Origin of the sequence: Rhodobacter sp. NTK016B (assembly GCF_017303295.1) — a bacterium.
Lineage (GTDB): Bacteria > Pseudomonadota > Alphaproteobacteria > Rhodobacterales > Rhodobacteraceae > Pararhodobacter.
Genome location: NZ_JAFKOK010000002.1, coordinates 198,855 through 217,970, shown reverse-complemented (window position 1 = coordinate 217,970; position 19,116 = coordinate 198,855). Strand labels below are relative to the sequence as shown.

Below are 19,116 nucleotides of genomic sequence, written 5' to 3'. Positions count from 1 at the left end.
CACGGAAAGGCCCGGAATGGAGAAGAAGGAAGAGCGCGGTTTCTGGCTCTATGACCTGCGCGTCGAAACCGTTCTGGAGGGGCGCACACCCGTCTGCCGCCATGTCGAAGGCGAGTCGTTTCGCGTGATCGGCGAGGCGCTGGTGTTCGACGCAGACACGAAAATCTCGATGTTCGCGCTGGCCTCGGTCCTGCCGCTGCTGGCCGCCAAGCAGCGCGAAACCGACGCCGATGACTGGATGACCACCGATGCCGAAGTGGCCTGCCCCGACCCTCATTGCGGCGGGCGGCTGCGCATCGTTCGCGAGGGCCGACGCTGGTTCTCGCATGCCGCGACCACCGGTCTGCCCGATCAGCGTGGCACGCCCTACTGGAAGGAAGAGAAATGACCGTCGAAACCGCAGATCTGCGCCCCGGCCACCGGATGTCCCGCGTCATCAAGGGCGGCTGGCAGCTGGCCGGCGGCCATGGCGAAGTGCGCCAGCAGGACGCGATCGCCGATATGGAGGCCTTTCTCGACGCCGGGATCACCACTTTTGACTGCGCCGATATCTATACCGGCGTGGAAGAGATGATCGGCCATTTCATCGCCGATGTGCGTCGCCGCCGGGGGGCCGAGATGGCTGACCGCGTCGTCGTCCATACCAAGCTGGTGCCCGACCTGTCGCGGCTGGCCGATATCCGCCCCGACGAAATCGAAGCGATCGTCGACCGGTCGCTGAAACGCCTGCAGATCGAGCGCATTCCGCTGGTGCAATTCTTTTGGTGGGACATGGGGCTGGGCAACGCGGTCGAGCAGCTCGAGGTCCTCAAGGAGTGCCAGAGCAAGGGCAAGATCGCCAATCTTGGCACCACCAACTGGGACGCGCCGGTCATGGACCGCTTTATCGATGCGGGCTTCGATGTGGTTTCGGCGCAGGTGCAGTATTCGCTGCTGGACCGGCGCCCGGCCGGGGCCTTTGCCGAATGGGGCGCGCGGCGCGACGTGCAGATCCTGTGCTACGGTACGCTGGCGGGCGGCTTCCTGACCGAAAACTGGCTGGGCAAGGAGGATCCGGGCTTTTCCTTCGAGAATCGCAGCCTGATCAAGTACCGCCTTATCATCGACGAATTCGGCTCGTGGGACCTGTTCCAGCAGCTTTTGCAAACGCTCAAGGCGGTGGGCGACAAGCATGGCGTGGCGCTGTCGTCGATTGCCACGCGCTGGGTGCTGGACCAGCCGCAGGTCGCCGGTGCCATCGTCGGCGCGCGCTATGCCCGCCACCTGCCGCAGACGCTGGAAGTGTTCAACGTCACACTTGATGCCGAGGATCGCGCGGCCATCGACGCGGTGCTGGCGCAGGCGGCGGGGCCGAACGGGCCGGTCTACGGGCTGGAAGGCGACCGCGAGGGGCGTCACGGCAAGATCATGAAATACAACCTCAACACCAATCCGGCGGACAAGGTTCACGGGGCATGACCGGCCAGACATCTCCTGCAGGAAAGGGCCGCTGATGGCCTATTCGATCGCCTCGAAAGTGCTGTTTCCGCTCTATGTGCTGACGTCCTTGTGCATCGTCCTCCTGATGGGGGTGTCGTTCTCGGACGTGATCCTGCGCAGCCTGAACCGGCCGATCCCGGGCGCCTATGAGATCACCGAGATCGCGGTGGGCGCGATGGTCTTCGCGGCGCTGCCCGTCGTCACGCTGAGACAGGAGCACGTGCGCGTGACCCTGTTTCGGGTGCTGGCCGACCGCTATCGCTGGGTGGACCTGCTGTTCACGCTGGTCAGCCGGGGCGTGGCCATCGCGGTCTATGTCTTTTTCGCGTGGCACCTGCTGCGGCTGGGCAACCAGATGAGCGCGAGCGGCGCGCGGGCGATCTTCGCGGGCTTTCCGCTGGCCCCCTTCGCATGGTTCGCGGCGGCGATGTGCCTTGTCTCGGCGTTCGCCACGATCGTCAGCCGCAAGGCGCCCGAAACCGAGGAAGCCGCCGACGGCATGGGGGAAATCTGATGACCGTCATGCTTTGCGCGCTGGCACTATTGTTCCTGCTGCTGTTCCTCGAAGTGCCGATCGCGCTGGCGATGCTGGCCATCGGTGTCGGGGGCTTCGCATGGATCGTCGACTGGGGGCCTGCGGGTTATATGGCGGCCGATACCGCCTATCGCACCGTCCATAACTTCAACATGTCGGTGATCCCGCTGTTCATGCTGATGGGCAATCTCATCAGCCGGGCCGAGATTTCGCGGGAATTGTTCGATCTGGCTTATCGCTTCGTCGGACACCGGCGCGGCGGGCTGGCGATCTCGACCATTATCGCGGGCGGCATGTTCGCGGCGGTCTGCGGGTCGAGCCTTGCCTCTTCGGCGACGATGGGGCGGGTCGCCTATCCGTCGATGAAGCGCTACCGCTACGACGATTCGCTGGCTGCAGGCTCCATCGCGGCGGCGGGCACACTGGGGATCATGATCCCGCCCTCGGTCGTGCTGATCGTCTACGGCATCCTGACCCAGAGCGATATCGGCAAGCTGTTCATCGCCGGCATCCTGCCCGGGCTTCTTGGCGCGGTGCTTTATGTCGGCGCGGTCGTCGTGACCACCGCCATCAATCCGTCTGCGGGGCCGGCGGGTGAGAGCAGTTCATGGCGCGAGCGGATCGTCGCGCTGCGTTCGGTCGGATCGGTGATCCTGCTGTTCGGGCTGGTGATCGGCGGCATCTACGGCAATGTCTTCACGCCGACGGAGGCGGCGGGCGTGGGCGCCGTCGGCGCGCTGGTGATCGCCGCGTGGCGGCGCAAGCTGACACCGCGCATCCTGCTGGAGACGCTGGGCCAGACCGCGATCATGAGCGCGTCGATCTTCTTCGTCCTCGTGGGCGCGCAGATCTTCGGCAATTTCATCAATGTCGCGGGCTTCACCGCCGCGCTCAACAGCTTCGTCAACGGGCTCGATCTGCCGGCCTGGGCGATGATGCTGGTGATCGTGGTGATGTACCTGATCCTTGGCTGCGTGCTGGAAAGCATGTCGATGCTGCTGCTGACGATCCCGATCACCTTCCCGCTGATCCTGCATCTGGGTTACGACCCGATCTGGTTCGGCATCCTCGTCGTCACGCTGGTCGAGGTCGCGCTGATCACGCCGCCTGTGGGGATGAACATCTACGTTCTGCAGGGCGTGCTGCCCAAGGTCTCGCTGCGCAAGATGTTCATGGGCGTCACCCCCTTCGTCATCGCCGATGCGATCCGCATCCTGATCCTCATCCTCATTCCCGGTCTGGCCCTGTGGCTGCCCGGGATGATGTGAGCCAACCAACCAAAACCAACACAAAGACCAACACGGAGAGAAAATCATGATGAAACAGACCCTGTTCGCCGCCGTCTCGGGACTGGCGTTGCTCAGCAGCGCCGCAGGCGCGCTGGCCGAGGATGTCGTGCTGCGCTTTTCCAACTGGCTGCCGCCGACCCATCCGATCATCACCCAGATGATCGAGCCGTGGGCCGCCGAGGTCGAGGCCGCGACCGAGGGCCGCGTTTCGCTGCAGATCCTGCCCGCGCTGGGCGCGCCGGGCGCGCATTTCGATATGGTGCGCAACGGCGTGGCCGATATCGCGTTCGGTGTCCACGGCTACACGCCCGAGCGCTTCAAGCTGACCGAGATGGTCGAGCTGCCCTTCACCTCGGAAAACGCACAGGTCAACTCGATCGCCAACTGGCGCACCTACCAGCAGTTCTTCATGGATGCGAACGAGCACGAGGGCACGCATCTGCTGGGCCTGTGGGTGCCGGGTTCGTACCAGCTGTTCACCCGCGCCGGGGTGGAAACGGTCGAGGATCTCGACGGTCTGCGCATCCGCGTTCCCGGCTCCACCGTCGAGCGGATCGCGACCGAGCTGGGTATGGTGTCGATCTCGTCGCCGCTGACCGAAGCCTATGACCAGATCTCGCGCGGGATCATCGACGGCATGTTCCAGACCTACAGCACCGTGCGCGACTTCAACATGGCCGAGCATATGCCGGTGGTGATGGCCGTGCCCGGCGGTTTCGCCGCGTCCAGCCAGTTCCTGGTCATCAGCGACGCCGCCTGGGACCGGATCAGCCCCGAGGATCAGGCCGCCATCGACGCGCTGTCGGGTGAGACGATGGTCCGCCAGTTCGCCGAGGTCTGGCAGGCGCAGAACGCGGCGGCGGTTGGCGAGCTGGTCGAGGGCGGTCTGACCCAGATCGAGCTGTCGGGCACGGATCTGGAAATGATGCAGGAGCGCCTTGCGCCGATCTGGGACCAGTGGATCGCCGATGCCAATGAACGCGGCGTCGATGCCGAAGCGGCCATCGCCTTCTATCAGGAGCAACTGGACGCTGTCGCCGAAGAGCTGGGCGTCGAGCGCAACTGACGACCGAAAGGTCATGACACCAAAAGGGGGCGGGCCGCAGGGTTCTGCCCCTTTTCCCCACCCGTTTCTGGCGACATTGTCGCAGGCCACTGACACGCAAAGCGGAGCCGAGAGCGTGTTTCACAAGATCAAGGATTGGGACAGCGCCTATTCCAACGCGTCGCATATCCACCGCAGCGACCGCTGGCCCGAAGCCTGGGTTGGGCCCGCTGCCGCGTTCCGCGACGCGCTGTCCGCGCAGGGCCGGGCCGAGCTGGACCAGCCCTATGGTGAGGGCGCGCGCCAGCGGTTCGACCTGTTCCTGCCCGAAGGCACGCCGCGCGGTCTGTTCGTCTTCGTGCATGGCGGCTATTGGCACACGCTCGACAACAGCTATTGGTCGCATCTGGCCGCCGGTCCACTGGCGCATGGCTATGCGGTGGCGATGCCGGGCTATACGCTGTGCCCCGAGGTCCGCATCACCGATATCGGTCGGGAAATCGCTGCGGCCATTGACACCGCCGCCGCGCGCATCGACGGGCCTGTCGTGCTGGCCGGGCATTCCGCCGGCGGGCATCTGGTCGCGCGGGTCGCGGCGCAGGGCTCGGCGCTGTCGGAGACCACGCGCGACAGGCTGAAGCTGGTGATGCCGATTTCCGGGCTGAGCGACCTGCGGCCCTTCCTGCGTCTGAAGATGAACGAGAGCCTGCGTCTGGATGCCGAGGAAGCTGTGCGCGAAAGCCCGGCGCTGCTGCACCCGCCCGAGGGGCTGCGCGTCTTCTGTTGGGTGGGGGCCAGCGAACGCGGCGAGTTCTTGCGCCAGAACCGGCTGCTGGGCTCGGTCTGGACCGGTCTCGGGGCCGAGGTGGCGATCTGGGAAGAGCCCGACCGGCACCATTTCGACATCTGCGACGCGCTGGCCGATCCGACGCATCAGATCCATGGCCTGTATGCGCGGGCGGACTAGAGGCTGCGCCGCAAGGCTGGCTACGGGCTGGGATTGGGCGTGGGGTTCCAGGGCAGCGCGGCCGGGCCGGGCCACTGGCCGTGCGTCAGCCAGTAATCCAGCATCCACAGCCGGTCGCAGCCCCAGAGCGGCTGGCCGTCGACAAAGAAGAACGGCACCCCGAACACGCCGCGGTCAATGGCGTCCTGCACCGCCTGATCGAGCCGCTGCTTGAGCGCCGGATCCTGCAGCGCGTCCCGCAGCGCATCGGGGCCTGCCCCCAGCGCCTGTGCCTCGGCCACCACCGTTTCGGGGGCGCTCAGATCCATCCCCTCGACCCAGAGCCGAGCCGAGAGCCGGGTGATCAGGGCCTTGGCCATCGATGCATCGCGGTCGGTCAGCCACAGGAAAGCCCGGCACGCGGCGACCGAGGTCACGCCCTTAAGCCCGTGGCGGTTCAGTGGCACGCCGAAAATCTCGGCCTGCCGCGCAAGATCGCGGCGCGAATAGTCGGATTTCAGCGGCGTTAGGGGCACGGGTTTCAGCCCCATCACCTTGACCACGGTGACGCCGACCAGCACAGGATGCCAGATCACGCGGCGTCCGTGGCGGGTGACGAGTTTCTCGATCTGCGTCGTGGCAAGATAGGAATAGGGCGAGACGGGATCGAAATAGAAGTCGACCGGAGCGCCGCTCATGGCTGTCCCTCCGCCGCCATCGCGCGCAGCTTGCCCTTGGCGATCTTGCCAAAGCCAACGCGGGGCAGGGCCTCCAGAAACCGGATTTCGCGCGGCACCTTGAAGCGCGCCATTTCTGCCGTGCAATGCGCCAGAATAGCCTCGCGCAGCGCGTCATCGGCGGAGGGCCTGTCGGGATCGGCCACGACGAAAGCCACGGGAACCTCGCCGCGCAGCGCGTCGGGGCGGGGGACGACGGCGACGTCCTGCACCCCGGCGGCGCGGCGGATCACGGCTTCGATCTCGGCCGACGAGACGCCCTCGCCCCCGACCTTCAGCACGTCCTTGATCCGGTCCACGAAGACCAGCACGCCGCAATCGAGCTGACGCACGCGGTCGCCGGTGCGGAAAAAGCCGTCCGGGGTGAAGGCTTCGGCATTGGCGTCGGGGTTGCGGTCGTATTCCAGAAAGATCGACCGCCCCCGCACGCCGCCAACCAGCAATTCCCCGATCTCGCCCGGCGCGACGGGCGTGCCGTCTTCGGCGACGACGCGGATCGTGTAGCCCGCCGAGGGCCTGCCCATTGCCTGCGCGGGCAGATCGCCGTTCCCCTGCACGCCGACGATCGGCTGCGAGACCATTTCCGTCATGCCCCAGGCCGAAACGATCCCCGGCACGCGGAACCGCGCCTGTTCCTCGGGGATCTGGCGATTGACGATCCAGAACCGGAAATCGTGCCGGTCCGGCACCGGATGCCCGGCCAGCGCGCCCAGCGTGAAGGGCACTTGCGGGCTGATGGTCGCGCGGTGGCGTTGCGCGGCGCTCCAGAACCGCGAGGCCGAGAAGCGGGGCTGCAACAACGCCGCGCCGCCGACCCACAGAAGGGGCAGAAAGGTCCATGAAAAGCCGACGACGTGGAACAGCGGCAGAAAGACCTGCGCCACATCACCGTCGCGGAACCCCTGTTGCTGCGCGCCAAGGCTTGAGGCCCACAGCAGGTTCTCATGGGTCCAGAGCACCGCCTTGGCGCGGGCCGTGGTGCCGGTGGTGAAGAGGATCAGCGCGGGTTGTGTGGGATCGGGCGCGCGCTGCGGTGCGGGGTCGCCCATCAGCGCGTCGAACCTGTCGGCGGGCGCGGGCAGGGTTTCGGCGCTTGCGGGGTCGCCCGCATCGGTCGATGTGACGGCGATCCAGTCCAGCAGGCGCGCCCCGGCGCTGTCCACGGTTGATGACAGACGGGGCTGCGTGATTGCCGCGCGCGCGCCGGTCTGGTCGATCATGTCGCGCAGTTCGGTGGCCGAGGCCATAGCGTTGCTGATCACCGCCACCGCGCCCAGCCAGACGCAGGCAAAGCGCGCCAGCAATGTTTCGGGACAATTCTCGAGATGGATCAGCAGCCTGTCGCCGGGCCCGATGCCGCGCGCGCTGAGCCCGCCGGCCAGTTTCTGTACATCGTTCAGAAAGGCCGCATAGGTCCAGCTGCGCTCGGGCCCGTCAAAGGGCGCCCACAGGATCAGGGGCCGGTCGCCATAGTGGCGCGTGCGTTGTACCAGAAACGAGGCGGCATCCATGCCCGCGAAGGGCGACAGGCCGTTCGCGGGCATCGTGTCGTGCAGGCTCATGCGTCAGATCGGTTCGATATTGGCGATCGCCACGTAACGCTCCCAATCCTCGATCTGCTGAAGCAGCAGCGCCTGGCCTTCCTCGGGCGTCGAGATGAAAGGATCGCCGCCATTCGAGTTCAGGAACTCCGCGGTTTCCTCGCGTGCCAGAATCTCGTTGAAATAGCCGTTGATCGTGTTGACCACGTCATCGGGCGTAGCCGAGGGCACCATCACCGCGAACCAGCTCAGCATCACCAGCTCGGGCATGCCGGCTTCGGCGAAAGTGGGGTAATCGGGCGCCGCCTGCAGCCGCTCCGGCGTGCTGACCGCAAGAATGCGCGCGCGCCCCTCGGCCACCTGAGCCAGCGAGAAGACCGGGTTCATCATGGAGAAATCCAGCACGCCAGCGGCCAGATCGGGAATGATGTCGGTATCCGTGCGGTAGGGGATCTCGACCGTTTCCAACTCGGCGGCATCGGTGAAGATGCGGCCCATGACGCGGCCCGTGGTGTTCGACGTGGCGTAAGAACCTTCGGCCCCCTCGGCGCGCAGCCCTTCGACCAGCTCCGCGATGGTTTCATAGGGGCTCGAGGCCGGGACAATCAGCATGAAGGCCTGCTGGTTGAGCGTCGCGGCAATGCGGATATCCTCGGCCACGTTGATCGGCGGGTTGCGGAACAGATGCATGTTCCCGGCAATCGAGCTCGCAGCGTGGATATACATGGTATAGCCGTCCGGGTCCGACCGGGCGACGAATTCAGCACCGATATTACCCGCCGCCCCGGCGCGGTTGACGACCACCACGGTCTCGCCGGTCAGCTCGGCCAGTTCCGTGCCGAAATAGCGCACCAGAACATCGGCACCCGATCCGGCGGGAAAGCCGGTGATCAGGTTGATGGTCTGACTGGGGTAGCTGTCTTGCGCCATGACAGCGGGCGCACTGGCCCCCAGCATCGCAGCGGTCATTACGATTCCTGACAGAAAATCTCTTGCTGACTTCATGGCGCCCTCCCAAGCGTTTCCCTTTGGAAGGGGTATCAGGATTCCTGTCACCGGTCAACAAATCCGGTTTGATAATACTGAAGGGTGCGGCCCCGCGTCCGGCGCAGCGGCGGCCCCGTTTTCCGCATTCAGTCAGACCCCTCAGCCATCCTGAAAAGCCGCCCGGCGCTAAGCCACAAGCGCTGTCCGCAGGCGGTCCAGCGTTTCGTCGTCCAGCCCCATACCGTCCCGCGCGAAAGCGGCGACAGAGCCGTGGCGCGTTGCAATCTCGTCCATCGCGGCGGCGAGATAGGGAAGGCGCGCTTCGGTCAGCGCGGCGCGAACCTCGGCGGGGCTGTTGTCCAGACGGCCCGTCCCGCGCCAGTGGCGGTTGGTCTCAAGATAATCGGTCTCGATCGCTGCACGGTCCGCCCCGAGAAGCGCCAGAACCACCGCCACGGCCAGCCCGGTGCGGTCCTTGCCAGCGGTGCAATGCACCAGCACGCCACGCCCCTCGCCGCTATCGGCCAGCCGGGTCACGAAGGCGCCAAGGACCTGCGCATGTTCGGCGATGAACACGCGATAGGCCTGTCGCATCAGCGCATCGGGGCTGTCGGCAGGATCAGGCGTCTCGCCCGACAGCGCATCGAGCCGGGCCTTCACCCGGGGTTCGATGGGAAGATGCAGCAGCACGCCGTACCATGGATGGGCAAAGGGCCGTTCCGCCCGCTCTGCATGCGAGCGCAGATCGCAGATCGTCCGGATACCGAGCGCGCGCAGGCTTTCGGCGCCCGAGACGGTCAGCGCGCCGGGATGGGCGCTGCGAAACAGACGGCCCGAGCGCAGATGCCCGCCTTCGACCGGGATACCGCCAAGGTCGCGCAGGTTGATCAGGCCCTCGGCCCGGCAGGTGGTTTCGTTTTGCGTCATCGGGTCAGGGCCTTTCCAGCGTGGGGTCGATGCGGTCGCGCAGCCAGTCGCCAAGCAGACAGGCGGCCAGCGTGGTGACGAAGATCACTGTGCCGGGCAAAACCGCGATCCACCATGCGCCCAGCAGATAATTTCGTCCGGTGCCCAGCATCTGGCCAAGCGAGGTCTCGGGCGGCTGGACGCCCAGCCCGAAGAAGCTGAGTGCGGTTTCCAGCATGATCGTCCCCGGAAAATTCAGCGTTGCCTGCACCACCAGCGCGCCCAGAACGTTAGGCAGGATATGCACCAGTGCAAGCCGCCAGCCCGGCGCGCCGATCACCTGCATCGCCGCGACATAGCCGCTTTCCTTTGCCGCCAGAACCTGCGCGCGGGCGAGGCGGGCATAGCGCTCCCACCCGTCGAGGGCGACCAGAACGATCAAGATGCCGAGCGAGTTGCCGACAAAGGCCAGCACCGCCAGCGCAAGGATCAGCGTCGGGATCGCCGCCTGCACATCGGCCAGCATCATCACGCCCTCTTCCACGACACCCCGGCGCAGCGCGGCCAGAAAGCCCAGCGTGGTGCCGAAGACGAAACCCAGCACGGTTGCCGTCAACGCGATCAGAACCGAGGTCCGGATACCATAGAGCAGCCGGCTGAGCAGATCGCGGCCCAGATTGTCGGTGCCCAGCGGATAGTCCCAGCTGCCGTCCAGAAAGACCGGCGGGGCAAGGCGGTTCAGCAGGTCCTGTTCGGCATAGCCATGCGGCGCGATCCATGGCGCCAGAAGTCCCGCCAGCGCGATCAGCGCCAGCACCGCCGCGCTGGTCACCACCACCACCGGAACGGCGCGACGGCGCTGGCGGGGCAGGGATGCGGACGAGGTCATCAGGTCAGACGCGTTTGCCATGGGTCCCCCGGACACGCGGGTCGATCCGGCCATAGCTCAGATCGACAAGAAGGTTCACGACGACGATGGCCAGCGCGATCATCAGCACGATCGCCTGCACTACGGCCAGATCGCGGCGGGTGACGGACATCACCAGAAGCTGTCCGATGCCGGGCCAGCCGAAAACGGTCTCGGTCACCACCGCGCCGCCGATCAGCAGGCCGATCTCGAAGCCGAGGAAAGTAATCACCGGGATCGCCGCATTGGGCAGGACGTGGCGGATCAGCACCGCGAAACCCGACAGCCGCTTGCCGCGCGCGGTGCGCACATGCGGCTGGCCCAGCACATCAAGCACCGAGGTGCGGGTAAACCGCGCAAGCTTCGCGGCCAGCGCCGTGCCCAGCGTCAGCGCGGGCAGCACCAGATGTGCGGGTGTGCCGTAGCCCGACGAGGGCAGCAGCCGAAGCTGCAACGCGAACAGCAGGATCATCAGCAGTCCAAGGAAGAAATTCGGCATCGCATAGCCGAAGATCGCCGTGCTCATGACCAGCCGGTCGCCCAGCTTGTCACGGTTAAGCGCGGCATAGGTTCCGGCGGGCAGACCGATGACGAGCGCCAGCAACAGCGACGCCAGCCCCAGTTTCAGCGTGGCCCCGATGCGTTCGGTCACCAGCTCGATCGCCGGACGCCCGTCGATCAGCGACAGACCGAAATCGCCCCGCATCGCGGCGAGGACATAGCGCAGGAACTGTTCGGGCAGCGGCCGGTCGAGACCCCAGCGCACCCGGTATTCGTCGAGGAGCACAGGCGGGACCTCACCGGGGACCAGTGCCATCATCGGATCGCCCGACAGGCGCAGGATGACAAAGGCCAGAACGAGGCAAAGGAACAGCGTCAGCGCGGCGCGGATTCCGCGCGAGAGCAGCAATTGTCTCATGCGGGGCTCCGCAGCCGGTGGGGCCGAAGGGGTTGCGCCATGGTGGTACTCTCAGGGGAAGGGGAGGGGCGTGCGCGGGGATGGTCGCGCGGCAGGGCGGCCATCAGGGCGCGGGTGTAGTCGTGGGTGGGATGTTCCAGCACCTCGGCGGTCGGCCCGATCTCGACGATCCGGCCATTGTTCATCACCGCGACGCGGTCGCAAAGCTGACGCACCACGCGCAGATCGTGCGAGATGAAGATCATCGCCATGCCACGCTCGCGCCGGAGCCGGTCGAGCAGCGTCATCACCTGCGCCTGCACCGACACGTCGAGCGCCGAGACCGGCTCGTCGGCGACCAGAAGCTCAGGATCGAGCAGCAGCGCACGGGCGATCAGCAAACGCTGACGCTGCCCGCCCGAGACGCCGCCGGGGAACCGGGTCAGCACGCTTTCGTCAAGCCCGACCTCGGCCAGCGCCTCGTGAATGCGCGCGCCCCGCGCGGCGCGCGGGACATTGCGATGGATAGCGAAGGGCTCGAGCATCTGGCGGCGGATCGACAGGCGCGGATTTAGCGCACCCAGCGTGTCTTGCAGAACGGCCTGGACCTGAGCGCGGCGCGGCAGCGGCATCGGCGCGCGGTAGGGCGTGCCGCGATAGAGCACCTCGCCCTCGCTCGGGGGCAGGGCGGCTGTCACGATCCGTCCGAGCGTCGTCTTGCCCGAGCCGCTTTCGCCGACGATCCCCAGCGCCTCGCCCGGCATCACCGTCAGGTCGATACCCGCGAGCGCGCGGAAAGCCGGGGTGGCACCGCGCGCGGCATAGGTCTTGCCGATCCCCTTGAGGCTGAGAAGCGGCGTGGTCATGCGGATCTCCGTTCGCTCGCATCGGTGAAGGCAGGCAGCGGGTGCAGGCAGGCCACGCCGTCATCGTCCAATACGGGCCGCGTGGCGTGGCAGGCGCTGCTGGCATGGGCACAGCGCGGTGCAAAGCCACAGCCGGCGGGCCGCGCCCCGACCGGCGGGACGCGTCCGGGAATGCCGGCGAACCCACCGGCGTTGCGCGGGGCAAGACGCGGGCGGCAGGCCATCAGCGCGGCGGTATAGGGGTGACGGGGCGCATCGAAGAGGCGGGCGACCGGTCCGGTTTCGACGATGCGACCGGCATACATTACCGACAGGCTGTCGCCGATCTCGGCCACCACGCTCAGGTCGTGGGTGATGAACAACAGCGCCGCGCCCGTTTCGTCCTGCACTTCCCGCAGAAGCGTCAGGATCTGCGCCTGTACCGAGACATCGAGCGCCGTCGTCGGCTCGTCCGCGATCAGCACCGAAGGCCGCGCGGCCAGCGCCATGGCGATGGTCACGCGCTGGTTCATGCCGCCCGACAATTCATGCGGATAGCGCCGGGCGATCGCGGCGGGGTCGGGCAGACCCACGCGCGCGAGCAGGCGCAGCGTCTCGGCCTTGCGTTTGGTGCCGCGCGGCATCGCCTCGGCCACCTGCGGGCCGATCCGCTGGATCGGGTTCAGCGCGGCGGTGGCATCCTGATAGATCATCGCCAGCCCCTGCGGCGGTCGCCGCGCGGGCAGGGAGACGGGGCGGCCCTCCAGCGACAGCCGCCCCGATGCCGAAAGGCCCGGCGCCAGAAGCCCCGCCATCGCCAGCGAGGTCAGGCTCTTGCCGCAGCCCGATTCCCCGACGAGGCAATGCGTGCGCCCCCGCTCGAGGATCAGGTCGAGCCCCTCGACAGCCAGCCCGTCGGGCGTGCGCACCTTCAGGTCGCGGGCTTCCAGCGCCGGTTCGTTCATTCCGCCAACTCCACCAGATCTTCGGGGAAATAGGCGGGCATGTCGCGCAGGAAGGCGTAGCGCCCCTGCTTGATGTCATCGAGATCAAAGATCTCGGCATCCGCGACGGCGTCGAACCCGGCGTTCCAGCCGCTTTCCTGCAGATCGTAGACAACCATGCCCACTTCGCGCCGCGTACCGGGCAGGATGTGATCGGCATTCTGCGCGGTGGGTTTGGTCAGCACGAAAGCCAGCGGCGGGGCCCAGATCCGGTCAAAGCCGTGACCGCTTTCGGCGGCACTCTGATGCTTGGCGGCGTGCAGATGCCCGGTGGCCAGAAAACGCACCGGATAGGCATCGAACAGCTCGGTCAGGGCCTTGCGCGGGGCGGGGACGATGCAGCGGGTCGAGGCGGGCTCATCGGGATCGTCGATGGTCAGCGGCTTGTGCATGAACACGCCGATATCGCCCGTGGCCCCGTCCAGCGCGTCGCGCAGGAAATCCCATTGCGCGGCTTCGTCGGGCAGGCCGCTGCCGAAGACCTGCGAATCGAGCCCGATCAGACGCCAGCCCGGCACATCCTGCGACCACCAATCCGCACCGAAATGCGTGCGCCACGCATCGAGGCGCGCGGCATTGACCAATTGCGTGGGATCCTGACCCGGCGGCTCGTCGCCGATATCGTGATTGCCCGGCACGGCCCGCCACGGAAGGCCGAGCTTGTCCAGCTCGGCCCGCGCGAAGGCCAGTTCCCCGGCATCGTCAGGACCGTTGATCGCAAGGTCGCCGGTGACGATTACCAGATCGGGCGCCATCTGTTGCAGGCGACGCGCAGCGCGTCGCCAATTGTTGATGAAGAACCCGTGTTTGGGCGACAGATGCAGGTCGGAAATCTGGACAATCCGCATCTCAGACGCTCCGGAACGAAAAGACATCGGGGCGCAGGTCGAAATAATAGAGCGGGTATTGCGTCCAGTTGACCTCGGTGCTGACGCCGACATTCTCGTTGACCGAATACAGGATGGTGACCGGCGCCTCGTCTTCCAGAATGTCCAGAAGCCGGTGGAACAGCTCGACGCGGCGCGATTGCTCAGTCTCGGCCTCGAACGCGGCCAGAACATCGTTGTAATCGCCTTCGGGCTGCCAGAAGCCGCGCTGCTGCACGAAGCTGTTCGGGCCCATGTGGACGCCGACCCCGCCCGAAAGCGGATCGGGATAGCGGAACGAGGTCGACACCATCCGCACATCCGCGCCCGGCTCGGCCGCGGTCAACGCGCTTTCCGACATCTCAAGACGGACATTGACGCCGATCTCCTGCCACATCGCCTGAACGATCTGCGCCATGTCGCCCGACCCGAGATAATAGGTCGGCGGCACGCGCAGGACGATCTCGGCCCCGTCATACCCGGACTGCACCAACAGGGCGCGCGCGGCTTCGGGGTCGTATTGGAAATAGGCGCGCTCGGGATCGTAGAACGGGCCGAAGGACGGGATCTGGAAGTTGCGCGGACGCTGATAGTTCTCGCCCCAGACGGCCTGCCCGATCGCGTCGTAATCGATCGCGGTCGCCAGCGCCTGACGCAGCAACTTGTTCTGCATGACGGGGCGCGACGTATCGAAGGTCAGGATATGCAGCAGGTCCATCGCGGCGCTCTGCACCTCGATATCGTCATAGCTGGCGAGCTGGCTGACCTGATCGGGCAGAACATTGGTGACGATGTCGTATTCGCCCGAGATCAGGCCGGCGATCCGGGTCGAGACTTCGGGGACGACGGTGAAGATCACCTGCGCGGCGGCGGGCTGCCCCATCCAGTACTCGTCATGCGAATCGAGAACCAGACGCGCGTCCCGCTCGAAGCTGTTCATTTTGTAGGGGCCCGAGCCGACCGGCGACAGGCGGAACGCATCGGCGCCCATCTCGTCCAGCGCCGCGCCCGACACGATCCACGGGCCGTAACCAGCCATGCGGTGCGGCAGAACCACGTCTTCCTGAACGGTGTGCAGATGGACGGTCAGGTCGTCGATCTTCTCGACACGGTCGAGGAAGCTGAACAGCACGCGGCCATCGGCATAGGGGGAATCAGGTCCGACGCGGGCGGGCGACAGCGTCGCCAGCACGTCATCGGCCGAAAAGGTGCGGCCGTCGTGCAGAATCACGTCCGGGCGCAGGCGCATTTCCCAGATCAGCGGCTCGATCTGTTCGACCGACAGCGCCAGCTGCGGATCGATGACGGTGGTACCGGGATTGGCGGCCTCTTCGACGAAGTTGCGGCGCAGCGGGCGGTCGAACAGCGCATCAACGGCGCGCAGGCCGACATTGTTTGCCGATTCGAAGGGTTCAAGGCTGGCATTCAGCGCCTGAACGGCCACGCGCAGGACGGGGCGTCCGTCCTGGGCAAAGACCCGGGCGGGGGCCATCAGCGCAGCGGGCGCGCCGAAGGCGGCGGCAAGATAGGTCAGGGTCTGGCGGCGGGTGGGCATGGTGATGTCCTGTGGTCGGGTTTCTGTTGCCGCCCGTCCTAAGCCCCGGGCATGGCCGCCGCGTGACAGGATTGAACCACTGGTAAAGTGCCATCCGGCTGACACATCCGTTCGTTACGGTGCGGCGACGACCAGAGAGCCCGCCATGTCCGTGCCTTCCGACAAACAGATCCTCGACACCACCGAACAGCTTTTATGCGCCGCGCGCAGCGTCGATCAGGTCACGCTTCGGCGCATCGCCAGCGAAGCCCATACCAGCCATTCCGCGCTGGTCTACCGTTTCGGAAGCCGAGACCGGCTTCTGCGCGAGGTGATGGTGCGCAGCTACAAGCGCTTCAACGGACAGCGGCGTGTCGAGCTTCAGCAACTCGTGGAAAGCCACGCGCCCGATCTGCCGCCGCTCGAGGCCGTGATCCGCGCAATGATCGGCCCGTCGCTGCGTCTGGCCTTCGGTGGCGATCCGTCGCGCTACGCGGTCTTTCGGCACTACACCGTCATCCGGACCCTGACCGACGACCCCGAGGTCAGCGCCTATACCGGGCTTGAACGCGCGCAGTTCGATGAGTTCGTGGACCTCTTTCAACAGCTGGCGCCTTGGCTCACGCGCGAAGAAACGGCGTGGCGGGTCTATTCGGCGCTTGCCATCAGAACGCTCGTGCTGCGCGAACCCGAGCGCGTAAACGCAGCCGTCGGCGACGGGTTCTGCCGTGATGAGCCCGAGCGCCTGCTCGATCACTTCGTCAGCGTCGTCGCACCGATGTTCGCCCGCCCTGCGTCACACGAAATGGGCCGACCGACGCGGCGGGGCAAACCCCCGCTGTCCTGACGCGGTCGCAAGGCGTCGCCACATCGGACCACCGGCGCGGAAGTTTCGCCTTCTGGAAAGGCCAGAACGGCCCGCGAGGCTGTGCCGGCGGGCCGTTCCTGTGATGGCGCTGGTCTCAGACGGTCAGCACGACATAGTCGTCGCGTACCTGAACGTCGTAGGTCTCGATCGTATAGGGCCCTTCGACCAGCTCGGCGCCCGGCTTCACCGCGACATCGAACGCTTTCACCTTCAGCCGCTCGGGGTCGCAATAGGACCGCCCGGTTTTCAGATCGAACTCCCAGCCATGCCACGGGCAGCGCACCAGCTCGCCTTCGCGCTCGATGCGCTGCTGGCCGGGGCGGTCGGCGCGAACCTCGCCGGTTACCCGGCCAAGGCAAAGCTGCGCGCCTTCATGCGGACAGCGATTGGCGATGGCAGAGAGCCGCCCGCCGACATTGAAGATGGCGATGTCGCGCTTGTCCACGCTGACGCGCTTCGACGTGCCGACCGGAATCTCGTCCAGCCGGCAAACCACATGCTCGCTCATAGAATAGTGCTCCTGTCAGGCCGTCAGGCGAGGTTGAAAACCTCGACCGCGTTGTCATGCATCAGCTTCGCGCGCTGCTCGGGTGTCAGCGGCACGCGGAAGGCGTAATCGGGGTGGTCGAAATCCCAGTGCGGGTAATCGGTCGAGAACAGCAGCCGGTCGATGCCGATCCAGTCGATCAGATCCGAGAGTTGCGAGGATTTCGGCGGCTCTTCCACCGGCTGGGTCGTCAGCCACAGATGGTCGCGCACATATTCCGCCGGGCGCCGCTTGAGATCGGGCAGTTCGGTCCGGTAGCGGTCGAATTCACGCTCCATTCGCCAGACGGTCGGCGGCAGCCAGCCGAATCCGCCTTCCACAAGGATCAGCTTCAGCTTGGGGAACCGGTCGAAGACACCGCCGAAAATCATGCTGGCCAGTGCCGCCTGCGCGCCATGCGAAAACGCGAAATGCTCTTCGATGTAGAACGAGGTCCAGCCGGTCCCGGTATTCGAGCGCGCGCCGAACGCCGCCGAATGCATGCTGATCGGCAGACCGAGCGCCTCGGCCGCCTCGAAGATCGGCCAGTAGCGTTTCGATCCGGCCGGTTCCATCGTGCGTGGCGAAACCGAGATCTGCACGAAACGCCGGTCGCCTTCGCGCCTGCGGATCTCGCGCAGCGCCGCCTCGGCATCCTCTTGCGCGATGGCGAGCGAGCCCCTGAGCCGCGCGTCGGGCTCGATCCAGCGGTCCAGCTGCCAGTCGTTGGTACCGGTCGCCATCGCCTCGGCCAGCCCGGGATGCAGCGCGGTATGCGCGCCGCTCAGGGGCTGAAGAATGCCGTGGGCGATGTTCAGCGGATCGAGCAACTGCTCTTGCAGAAACGGCAGATCCGAGGCGGGCGGCCCGCCGGTCGGCGGATAGCTGTCACGGCGCATCCCGTTGGCAATGCGCGGATAGGGCAGCGCGCCCACCAGCGGCGACGCGGTCTGAACGCCGAAATCCCGCACATGCTGGCGCCAGCGTTCGGGCAGGTACGAGGCCATGTCCTCGGGCGAGCGATAGACGGGGTGAATGTCGCAATCGACCACCGGCTGGCCGGTGCGTGCGACCGGGGTCGCACCGCTCAGATCGCGGGTCAGCGTATCGGAAACCTGCTCAGACATTGGACAGCTCCAGTCGTTCATAGGTGGCAAGGGCATTCTGCCCCCAGACGGCCTTGTGCATCGCCTCGGGCAGCCCGCGCGGCAGGCCGCGCTCGGCATGGCGGTGCGGGAAATCCGAGGACCACATCAGCATCTCGGGCGCCGGAAGCTGGTCTAGCACCTTCGCGGCGATGACCGCGTCCTGCGGGCCGTCGAAGGGTTGCGTGGTCAGCCTCAGGTGGCGCGTCATGTATTCGATCGGCGGACGGTCGAGCCACGGCACCTCGATGCGGGCACCCTTCCAGTCCTTGGACATCCGCCACATAAGCCCCGGCAACCATGAAATGCCGCTTTCCATCAGCACCACGCGCAGCGAGGGCACCTCGTTGAACACCCCCTCGGCCACGAGGCTTGCGACCTGACTGGCGAAGGTCTGGTTCTGCAAGACGGTTTCTTCGATCCGCGTGGCGACGAAACCCGATTGCGTCGGCGCGTGGCGCGCGGTGCCGCCGGGATGGATGGCCAGCGCGAAGCCATGGTCGGCAGCGGCGCGGTAGATAGGCCAGTATTCGCGCCGGCCCAGAGGCTTCTCGCCCCCCAGAACGGCAAGGATCTGCACGAAGCGCCGATCCTGCGCGAGGCGCTCGATCTCTGCCACCGCCGCTTCGGGGTTCTGGAACGGCACCAGCGCCGAGGCCCTGAGCCTTGGATCGCGCTCCAGCCATTCTGCCGCCAGCCAGCGGTTCGTGGCTTCGCACATCGCCGCCGCGAGATAGGGGTCGTAGGCCGCATGCGCGCCCGACAGCACGTTGAGGATACCCGCATCCACCGCCATCGGGTCCAGATGCGCCGCCGCCAGCCCCGCCGCATCGGCCTGAACCGAGGGATCCTCGGGGCGGTAGGGCAGGGTGCTGACGGGATAGGTCATCAGCTCTTGCCGGTCGATATTGCGGTAGTCAAACATCTCGGCCCAGTAGCGCGCGGCATGGGGGACCAGATCGGGCAGCCGGGGCAGGCGCGGATGGATATCGCAATCGATCCGCACATCGCGTGTTCCGGCCTTGCCCGGCTTTCGGTCCATCACGTCAGTGGTCATG

20 protein-coding genes are annotated in these 19,116 nt (G+C 66.4%); 7 read left to right on the top strand and 13 right to left on the bottom strand.

The window, feature by feature from the left end; translation table 11 throughout:
* Positions 1-16 precede the first annotated feature (16 nt).
* The 6 genes from JI664_RS03395 (at position 17) to JI664_RS03370 (ending at position 5,315) form a co-directional block, all read left to right on the top strand.
* Positions 17-388 carry a TIGR04076 family protein gene (locus JI664_RS03395; protein ID WP_207012311.1) on the top strand — a complete coding sequence of 124 codons (372 nt, stop codon included), beginning with the start codon at positions 17-19 and terminating at the stop codon, positions 386-388.
* Positions 385-1,458, top strand: a complete 1,074-nt coding sequence (locus JI664_RS03390) for an aldo/keto reductase (RefSeq protein WP_207012310.1) — start codon at positions 385-387, stop codon at positions 1,456-1,458. The genes JI664_RS03395 and JI664_RS03390 overlap by 4 nt, the downstream gene beginning before the upstream one ends.
* Before the next feature lie 34 nt (positions 1,459-1,492).
* Entirely contained in the window at positions 1,493-1,993 is a 501-nt protein-coding gene (locus tag JI664_RS03385) for a TRAP transporter small permease (RefSeq protein WP_207012309.1), read from the top strand.
* Positions 1,993-3,282 (top strand): TRAP transporter large permease, encoded by a 1,290-nt coding sequence (locus tag JI664_RS03380; protein WP_207012308.1) that lies wholly within the window; start codon positions 1,993-1,995, stop codon positions 3,280-3,282. Before JI664_RS03385 ends, JI664_RS03380 begins: the two co-directional genes overlap by 1 nt.
* Positions 3,283-3,328: 46 nt before the next feature.
* A complete protein-coding gene (locus JI664_RS03375; protein WP_207012307.1) occupies positions 3,329-4,369 on the top strand; it encodes a TRAP transporter substrate-binding protein in 1,041 nt (346 codons plus the stop codon).
* A 115-nt stretch (positions 4,370-4,484) separates the two neighbouring features.
* Complete coding sequence (locus tag JI664_RS03370; RefSeq protein WP_349768678.1) at positions 4,485-5,315, top strand: alpha/beta hydrolase; 831 nt, start codon at positions 4,485-4,487, stop codon at positions 5,313-5,315.
* 20 nt (positions 5,316-5,335) lie between these two features.
* Here the strand turns inward: JI664_RS03370 and JI664_RS03365 are convergent, their stop codons facing one another.
* The 10 genes from JI664_RS03365 to JI664_RS03320 form a co-directional block, all read right to left on the bottom strand.
* Positions 5,336-5,992, bottom strand: a complete 657-nt coding sequence (locus JI664_RS03365) for a 2-hydroxychromene-2-carboxylate isomerase (protein WP_207012305.1) — start codon at positions 5,990-5,992, stop codon at positions 5,336-5,338.
* Positions 5,989-7,593: a class I adenylate-forming enzyme family protein gene (locus tag JI664_RS03360; protein WP_207012304.1), complete on the bottom strand. Its 1,605-nt coding sequence runs from the start codon at positions 7,591-7,593 to the stop codon at positions 5,989-5,991. Before JI664_RS03360 ends, JI664_RS03365 begins: the two co-directional genes overlap by 4 nt.
* Before the next feature lie 3 nt (positions 7,594-7,596).
* Positions 7,597-8,541 carry a Bug family tripartite tricarboxylate transporter substrate binding protein gene (locus JI664_RS03355; RefSeq protein WP_286173807.1) on the bottom strand — a complete coding sequence of 315 codons (945 nt, stop codon included), beginning with the start codon at positions 8,539-8,541 and terminating at the stop codon, positions 7,597-7,599.
* Between the two features lie 204 nt (positions 8,542-8,745).
* A complete protein-coding gene (locus JI664_RS03350; protein WP_207012302.1) occupies positions 8,746-9,486 on the bottom strand; it encodes a tyrosine-protein phosphatase in 741 nt (246 codons plus the stop codon).
* A gap of 4 nt (positions 9,487-9,490) precedes the next feature.
* A complete protein-coding gene (locus tag JI664_RS03345) occupies positions 9,491-10,375 on the bottom strand; it encodes an ABC transporter permease (protein ID WP_207012301.1) in 885 nt (294 codons plus the stop codon).
* Entirely contained in the window at positions 10,359-11,291 is a 933-nt protein-coding gene (locus JI664_RS03340; protein WP_207012300.1) for an ABC transporter permease, read from the bottom strand. Before JI664_RS03340 ends, JI664_RS03345 begins: the two co-directional genes overlap by 17 nt.
* Positions 11,288-12,136 (bottom strand): ABC transporter ATP-binding protein, encoded by an 849-nt coding sequence (locus JI664_RS03335; RefSeq protein ID WP_207012299.1) that lies wholly within the window; start codon positions 12,134-12,136, stop codon positions 11,288-11,290. The genes JI664_RS03340 and JI664_RS03335 overlap by 4 nt, the downstream gene beginning before the upstream one ends.
* Positions 12,133-13,080: an ABC transporter ATP-binding protein gene (locus JI664_RS03330; protein WP_207012298.1), complete on the bottom strand. Its 948-nt coding sequence runs from the start codon at positions 13,078-13,080 to the stop codon at positions 12,133-12,135. The genes JI664_RS03335 and JI664_RS03330 overlap by 4 nt, the downstream gene beginning before the upstream one ends.
* A complete protein-coding gene (locus JI664_RS03325; RefSeq protein WP_207012297.1) occupies positions 13,077-13,967 on the bottom strand; it encodes a metallophosphoesterase family protein in 891 nt (296 codons plus the stop codon). The genes JI664_RS03330 and JI664_RS03325 overlap by 4 nt, the downstream gene beginning before the upstream one ends.
* A gap of 1 nt (position 13,968) precedes the next feature.
* The gene (locus JI664_RS03320) at positions 13,969-15,540 is read right to left on the bottom strand and encodes an ABC transporter substrate-binding protein (RefSeq protein ID WP_207012296.1); all 1,572 of its coding nucleotides are present in this window, start codon (positions 15,538-15,540) and stop codon (positions 13,969-13,971) included.
* A gap of 145 nt (positions 15,541-15,685) precedes the next feature.
* On the opposite strand from JI664_RS03320, the gene JI664_RS03315 reads away from it, so the two are divergent.
* Positions 15,686-16,366, top strand: coding sequence for a TetR/AcrR family transcriptional regulator (locus tag JI664_RS03315; protein WP_207012295.1), 681 nt, complete (start codon positions 15,686-15,688; stop codon positions 16,364-16,366).
* A gap of 115 nt (positions 16,367-16,481) precedes the next feature.
* Here the strand turns inward: JI664_RS03315 and JI664_RS03310 are convergent, their stop codons facing one another.
* From JI664_RS03310 to JI664_RS03300, 3 genes are read right to left on the bottom strand one after another with little or no spacing between them, the layout of a single operon-like run.
* Positions 16,482-16,895, bottom strand: coding sequence for a Rieske (2Fe-2S) protein (locus tag JI664_RS03310; protein ID WP_207012294.1), 414 nt, complete (start codon positions 16,893-16,895; stop codon positions 16,482-16,484).
* 23 nt (positions 16,896-16,918) lie between these two features.
* Positions 16,919-18,040, bottom strand: a complete 1,122-nt coding sequence (locus JI664_RS03305) for an amidohydrolase family protein (protein ID WP_207012293.1) — start codon at positions 18,038-18,040, stop codon at positions 16,919-16,921.
* Entirely contained in the window at positions 18,033-19,115 is a 1,083-nt protein-coding gene (locus JI664_RS03300; protein ID WP_207012292.1) for an amidohydrolase family protein, read from the bottom strand. The genes JI664_RS03305 and JI664_RS03300 overlap by 8 nt, the downstream gene beginning before the upstream one ends.
* Position 19,116 lies beyond the last annotated feature (1 nt).

Excerpts from the sequence above, each read along its gene's own strand:
- JI664_RS03395 (WP_207012311.1), top strand. The coding sequence starts at position 17 with ATGGAGAAGAAGGAAGAGCGCGGTTTCTGGCTCTATGACCTGCGCGTC.
- JI664_RS03390 (WP_207012310.1), top strand. The coding sequence starts at position 385 with ATGACCGTCGAAACCGCAGATCTGCGCCCCGGCCACCGGATGTCCCGC.
- JI664_RS03385 (WP_207012309.1), top strand. The coding sequence starts at position 1,493 with ATGGCCTATTCGATCGCCTCGAAAGTGCTGTTTCCGCTCTATGTGCTG.
- JI664_RS03380 (WP_207012308.1), top strand. The coding sequence starts at position 1,993 with ATGACCGTCATGCTTTGCGCGCTGGCACTATTGTTCCTGCTGCTGTTC.
- JI664_RS03375 (WP_207012307.1), top strand. The coding sequence starts at position 3,329 with ATGATGAAACAGACCCTGTTCGCCGCCGTCTCGGGACTGGCGTTGCTC.
- JI664_RS03365 (WP_207012305.1), bottom strand. The coding sequence starts at position 5,992 with ATGAGCGGCGCTCCGGTCGACTTCTATTTCGATCCCGTCTCGCCCTAT.
- JI664_RS03360 (WP_207012304.1), bottom strand. The coding sequence starts at position 7,593 with ATGAGCCTGCACGACACGATGCCCGCGAACGGCCTGTCGCCCTTCGCG.
- JI664_RS03355 (WP_286173807.1), bottom strand. The coding sequence starts at position 8,541 with ATGACCGCTGCGATGCTGGGGGCCAGTGCGCCCGCTGTCATGGCGCAA.
- JI664_RS03350 (WP_207012302.1), bottom strand. The coding sequence starts at position 9,486 with ATGACGCAAAACGAAACCACCTGCCGGGCCGAGGGCCTGATCAACCTG.
- JI664_RS03345 (WP_207012301.1), bottom strand. The coding sequence starts at position 10,375 with ATGGCAAACGCGTCTGACCTGATGACCTCGTCCGCATCCCTGCCCCGC.
- JI664_RS03340 (WP_207012300.1), bottom strand. The coding sequence starts at position 11,291 with ATGAGACAATTGCTGCTCTCGCGCGGAATCCGCGCCGCGCTGACGCTG.
- JI664_RS03335 (WP_207012299.1), bottom strand. The coding sequence starts at position 12,136 with ATGACCACGCCGCTTCTCAGCCTCAAGGGGATCGGCAAGACCTATGCC.
- JI664_RS03330 (WP_207012298.1), bottom strand. The coding sequence starts at position 13,080 with ATGAACGAACCGGCGCTGGAAGCCCGCGACCTGAAGGTGCGCACGCCC.
- JI664_RS03325 (WP_207012297.1), bottom strand. The coding sequence starts at position 13,967 with ATGCGGATTGTCCAGATTTCCGACCTGCATCTGTCGCCCAAACACGGG.
- JI664_RS03320 (WP_207012296.1), bottom strand. The coding sequence starts at position 15,540 with ATGCCCACCCGCCGCCAGACCCTGACCTATCTTGCCGCCGCCTTCGGC.
- JI664_RS03315 (WP_207012295.1), top strand. The coding sequence starts at position 15,686 with ATGTCCGTGCCTTCCGACAAACAGATCCTCGACACCACCGAACAGCTT.
- JI664_RS03310 (WP_207012294.1), bottom strand. The coding sequence starts at position 16,895 with ATGAGCGAGCATGTGGTTTGCCGGCTGGACGAGATTCCGGTCGGCACG.
- JI664_RS03305 (WP_207012293.1), bottom strand. The coding sequence starts at position 18,040 with ATGTCTGAGCAGGTTTCCGATACGCTGACCCGCGATCTGAGCGGTGCG.
- JI664_RS03300 (WP_207012292.1), bottom strand. The coding sequence starts at position 19,115 with ATGACCACTGACGTGATGGACCGAAAGCCGGGCAAGGCCGGAACACGC.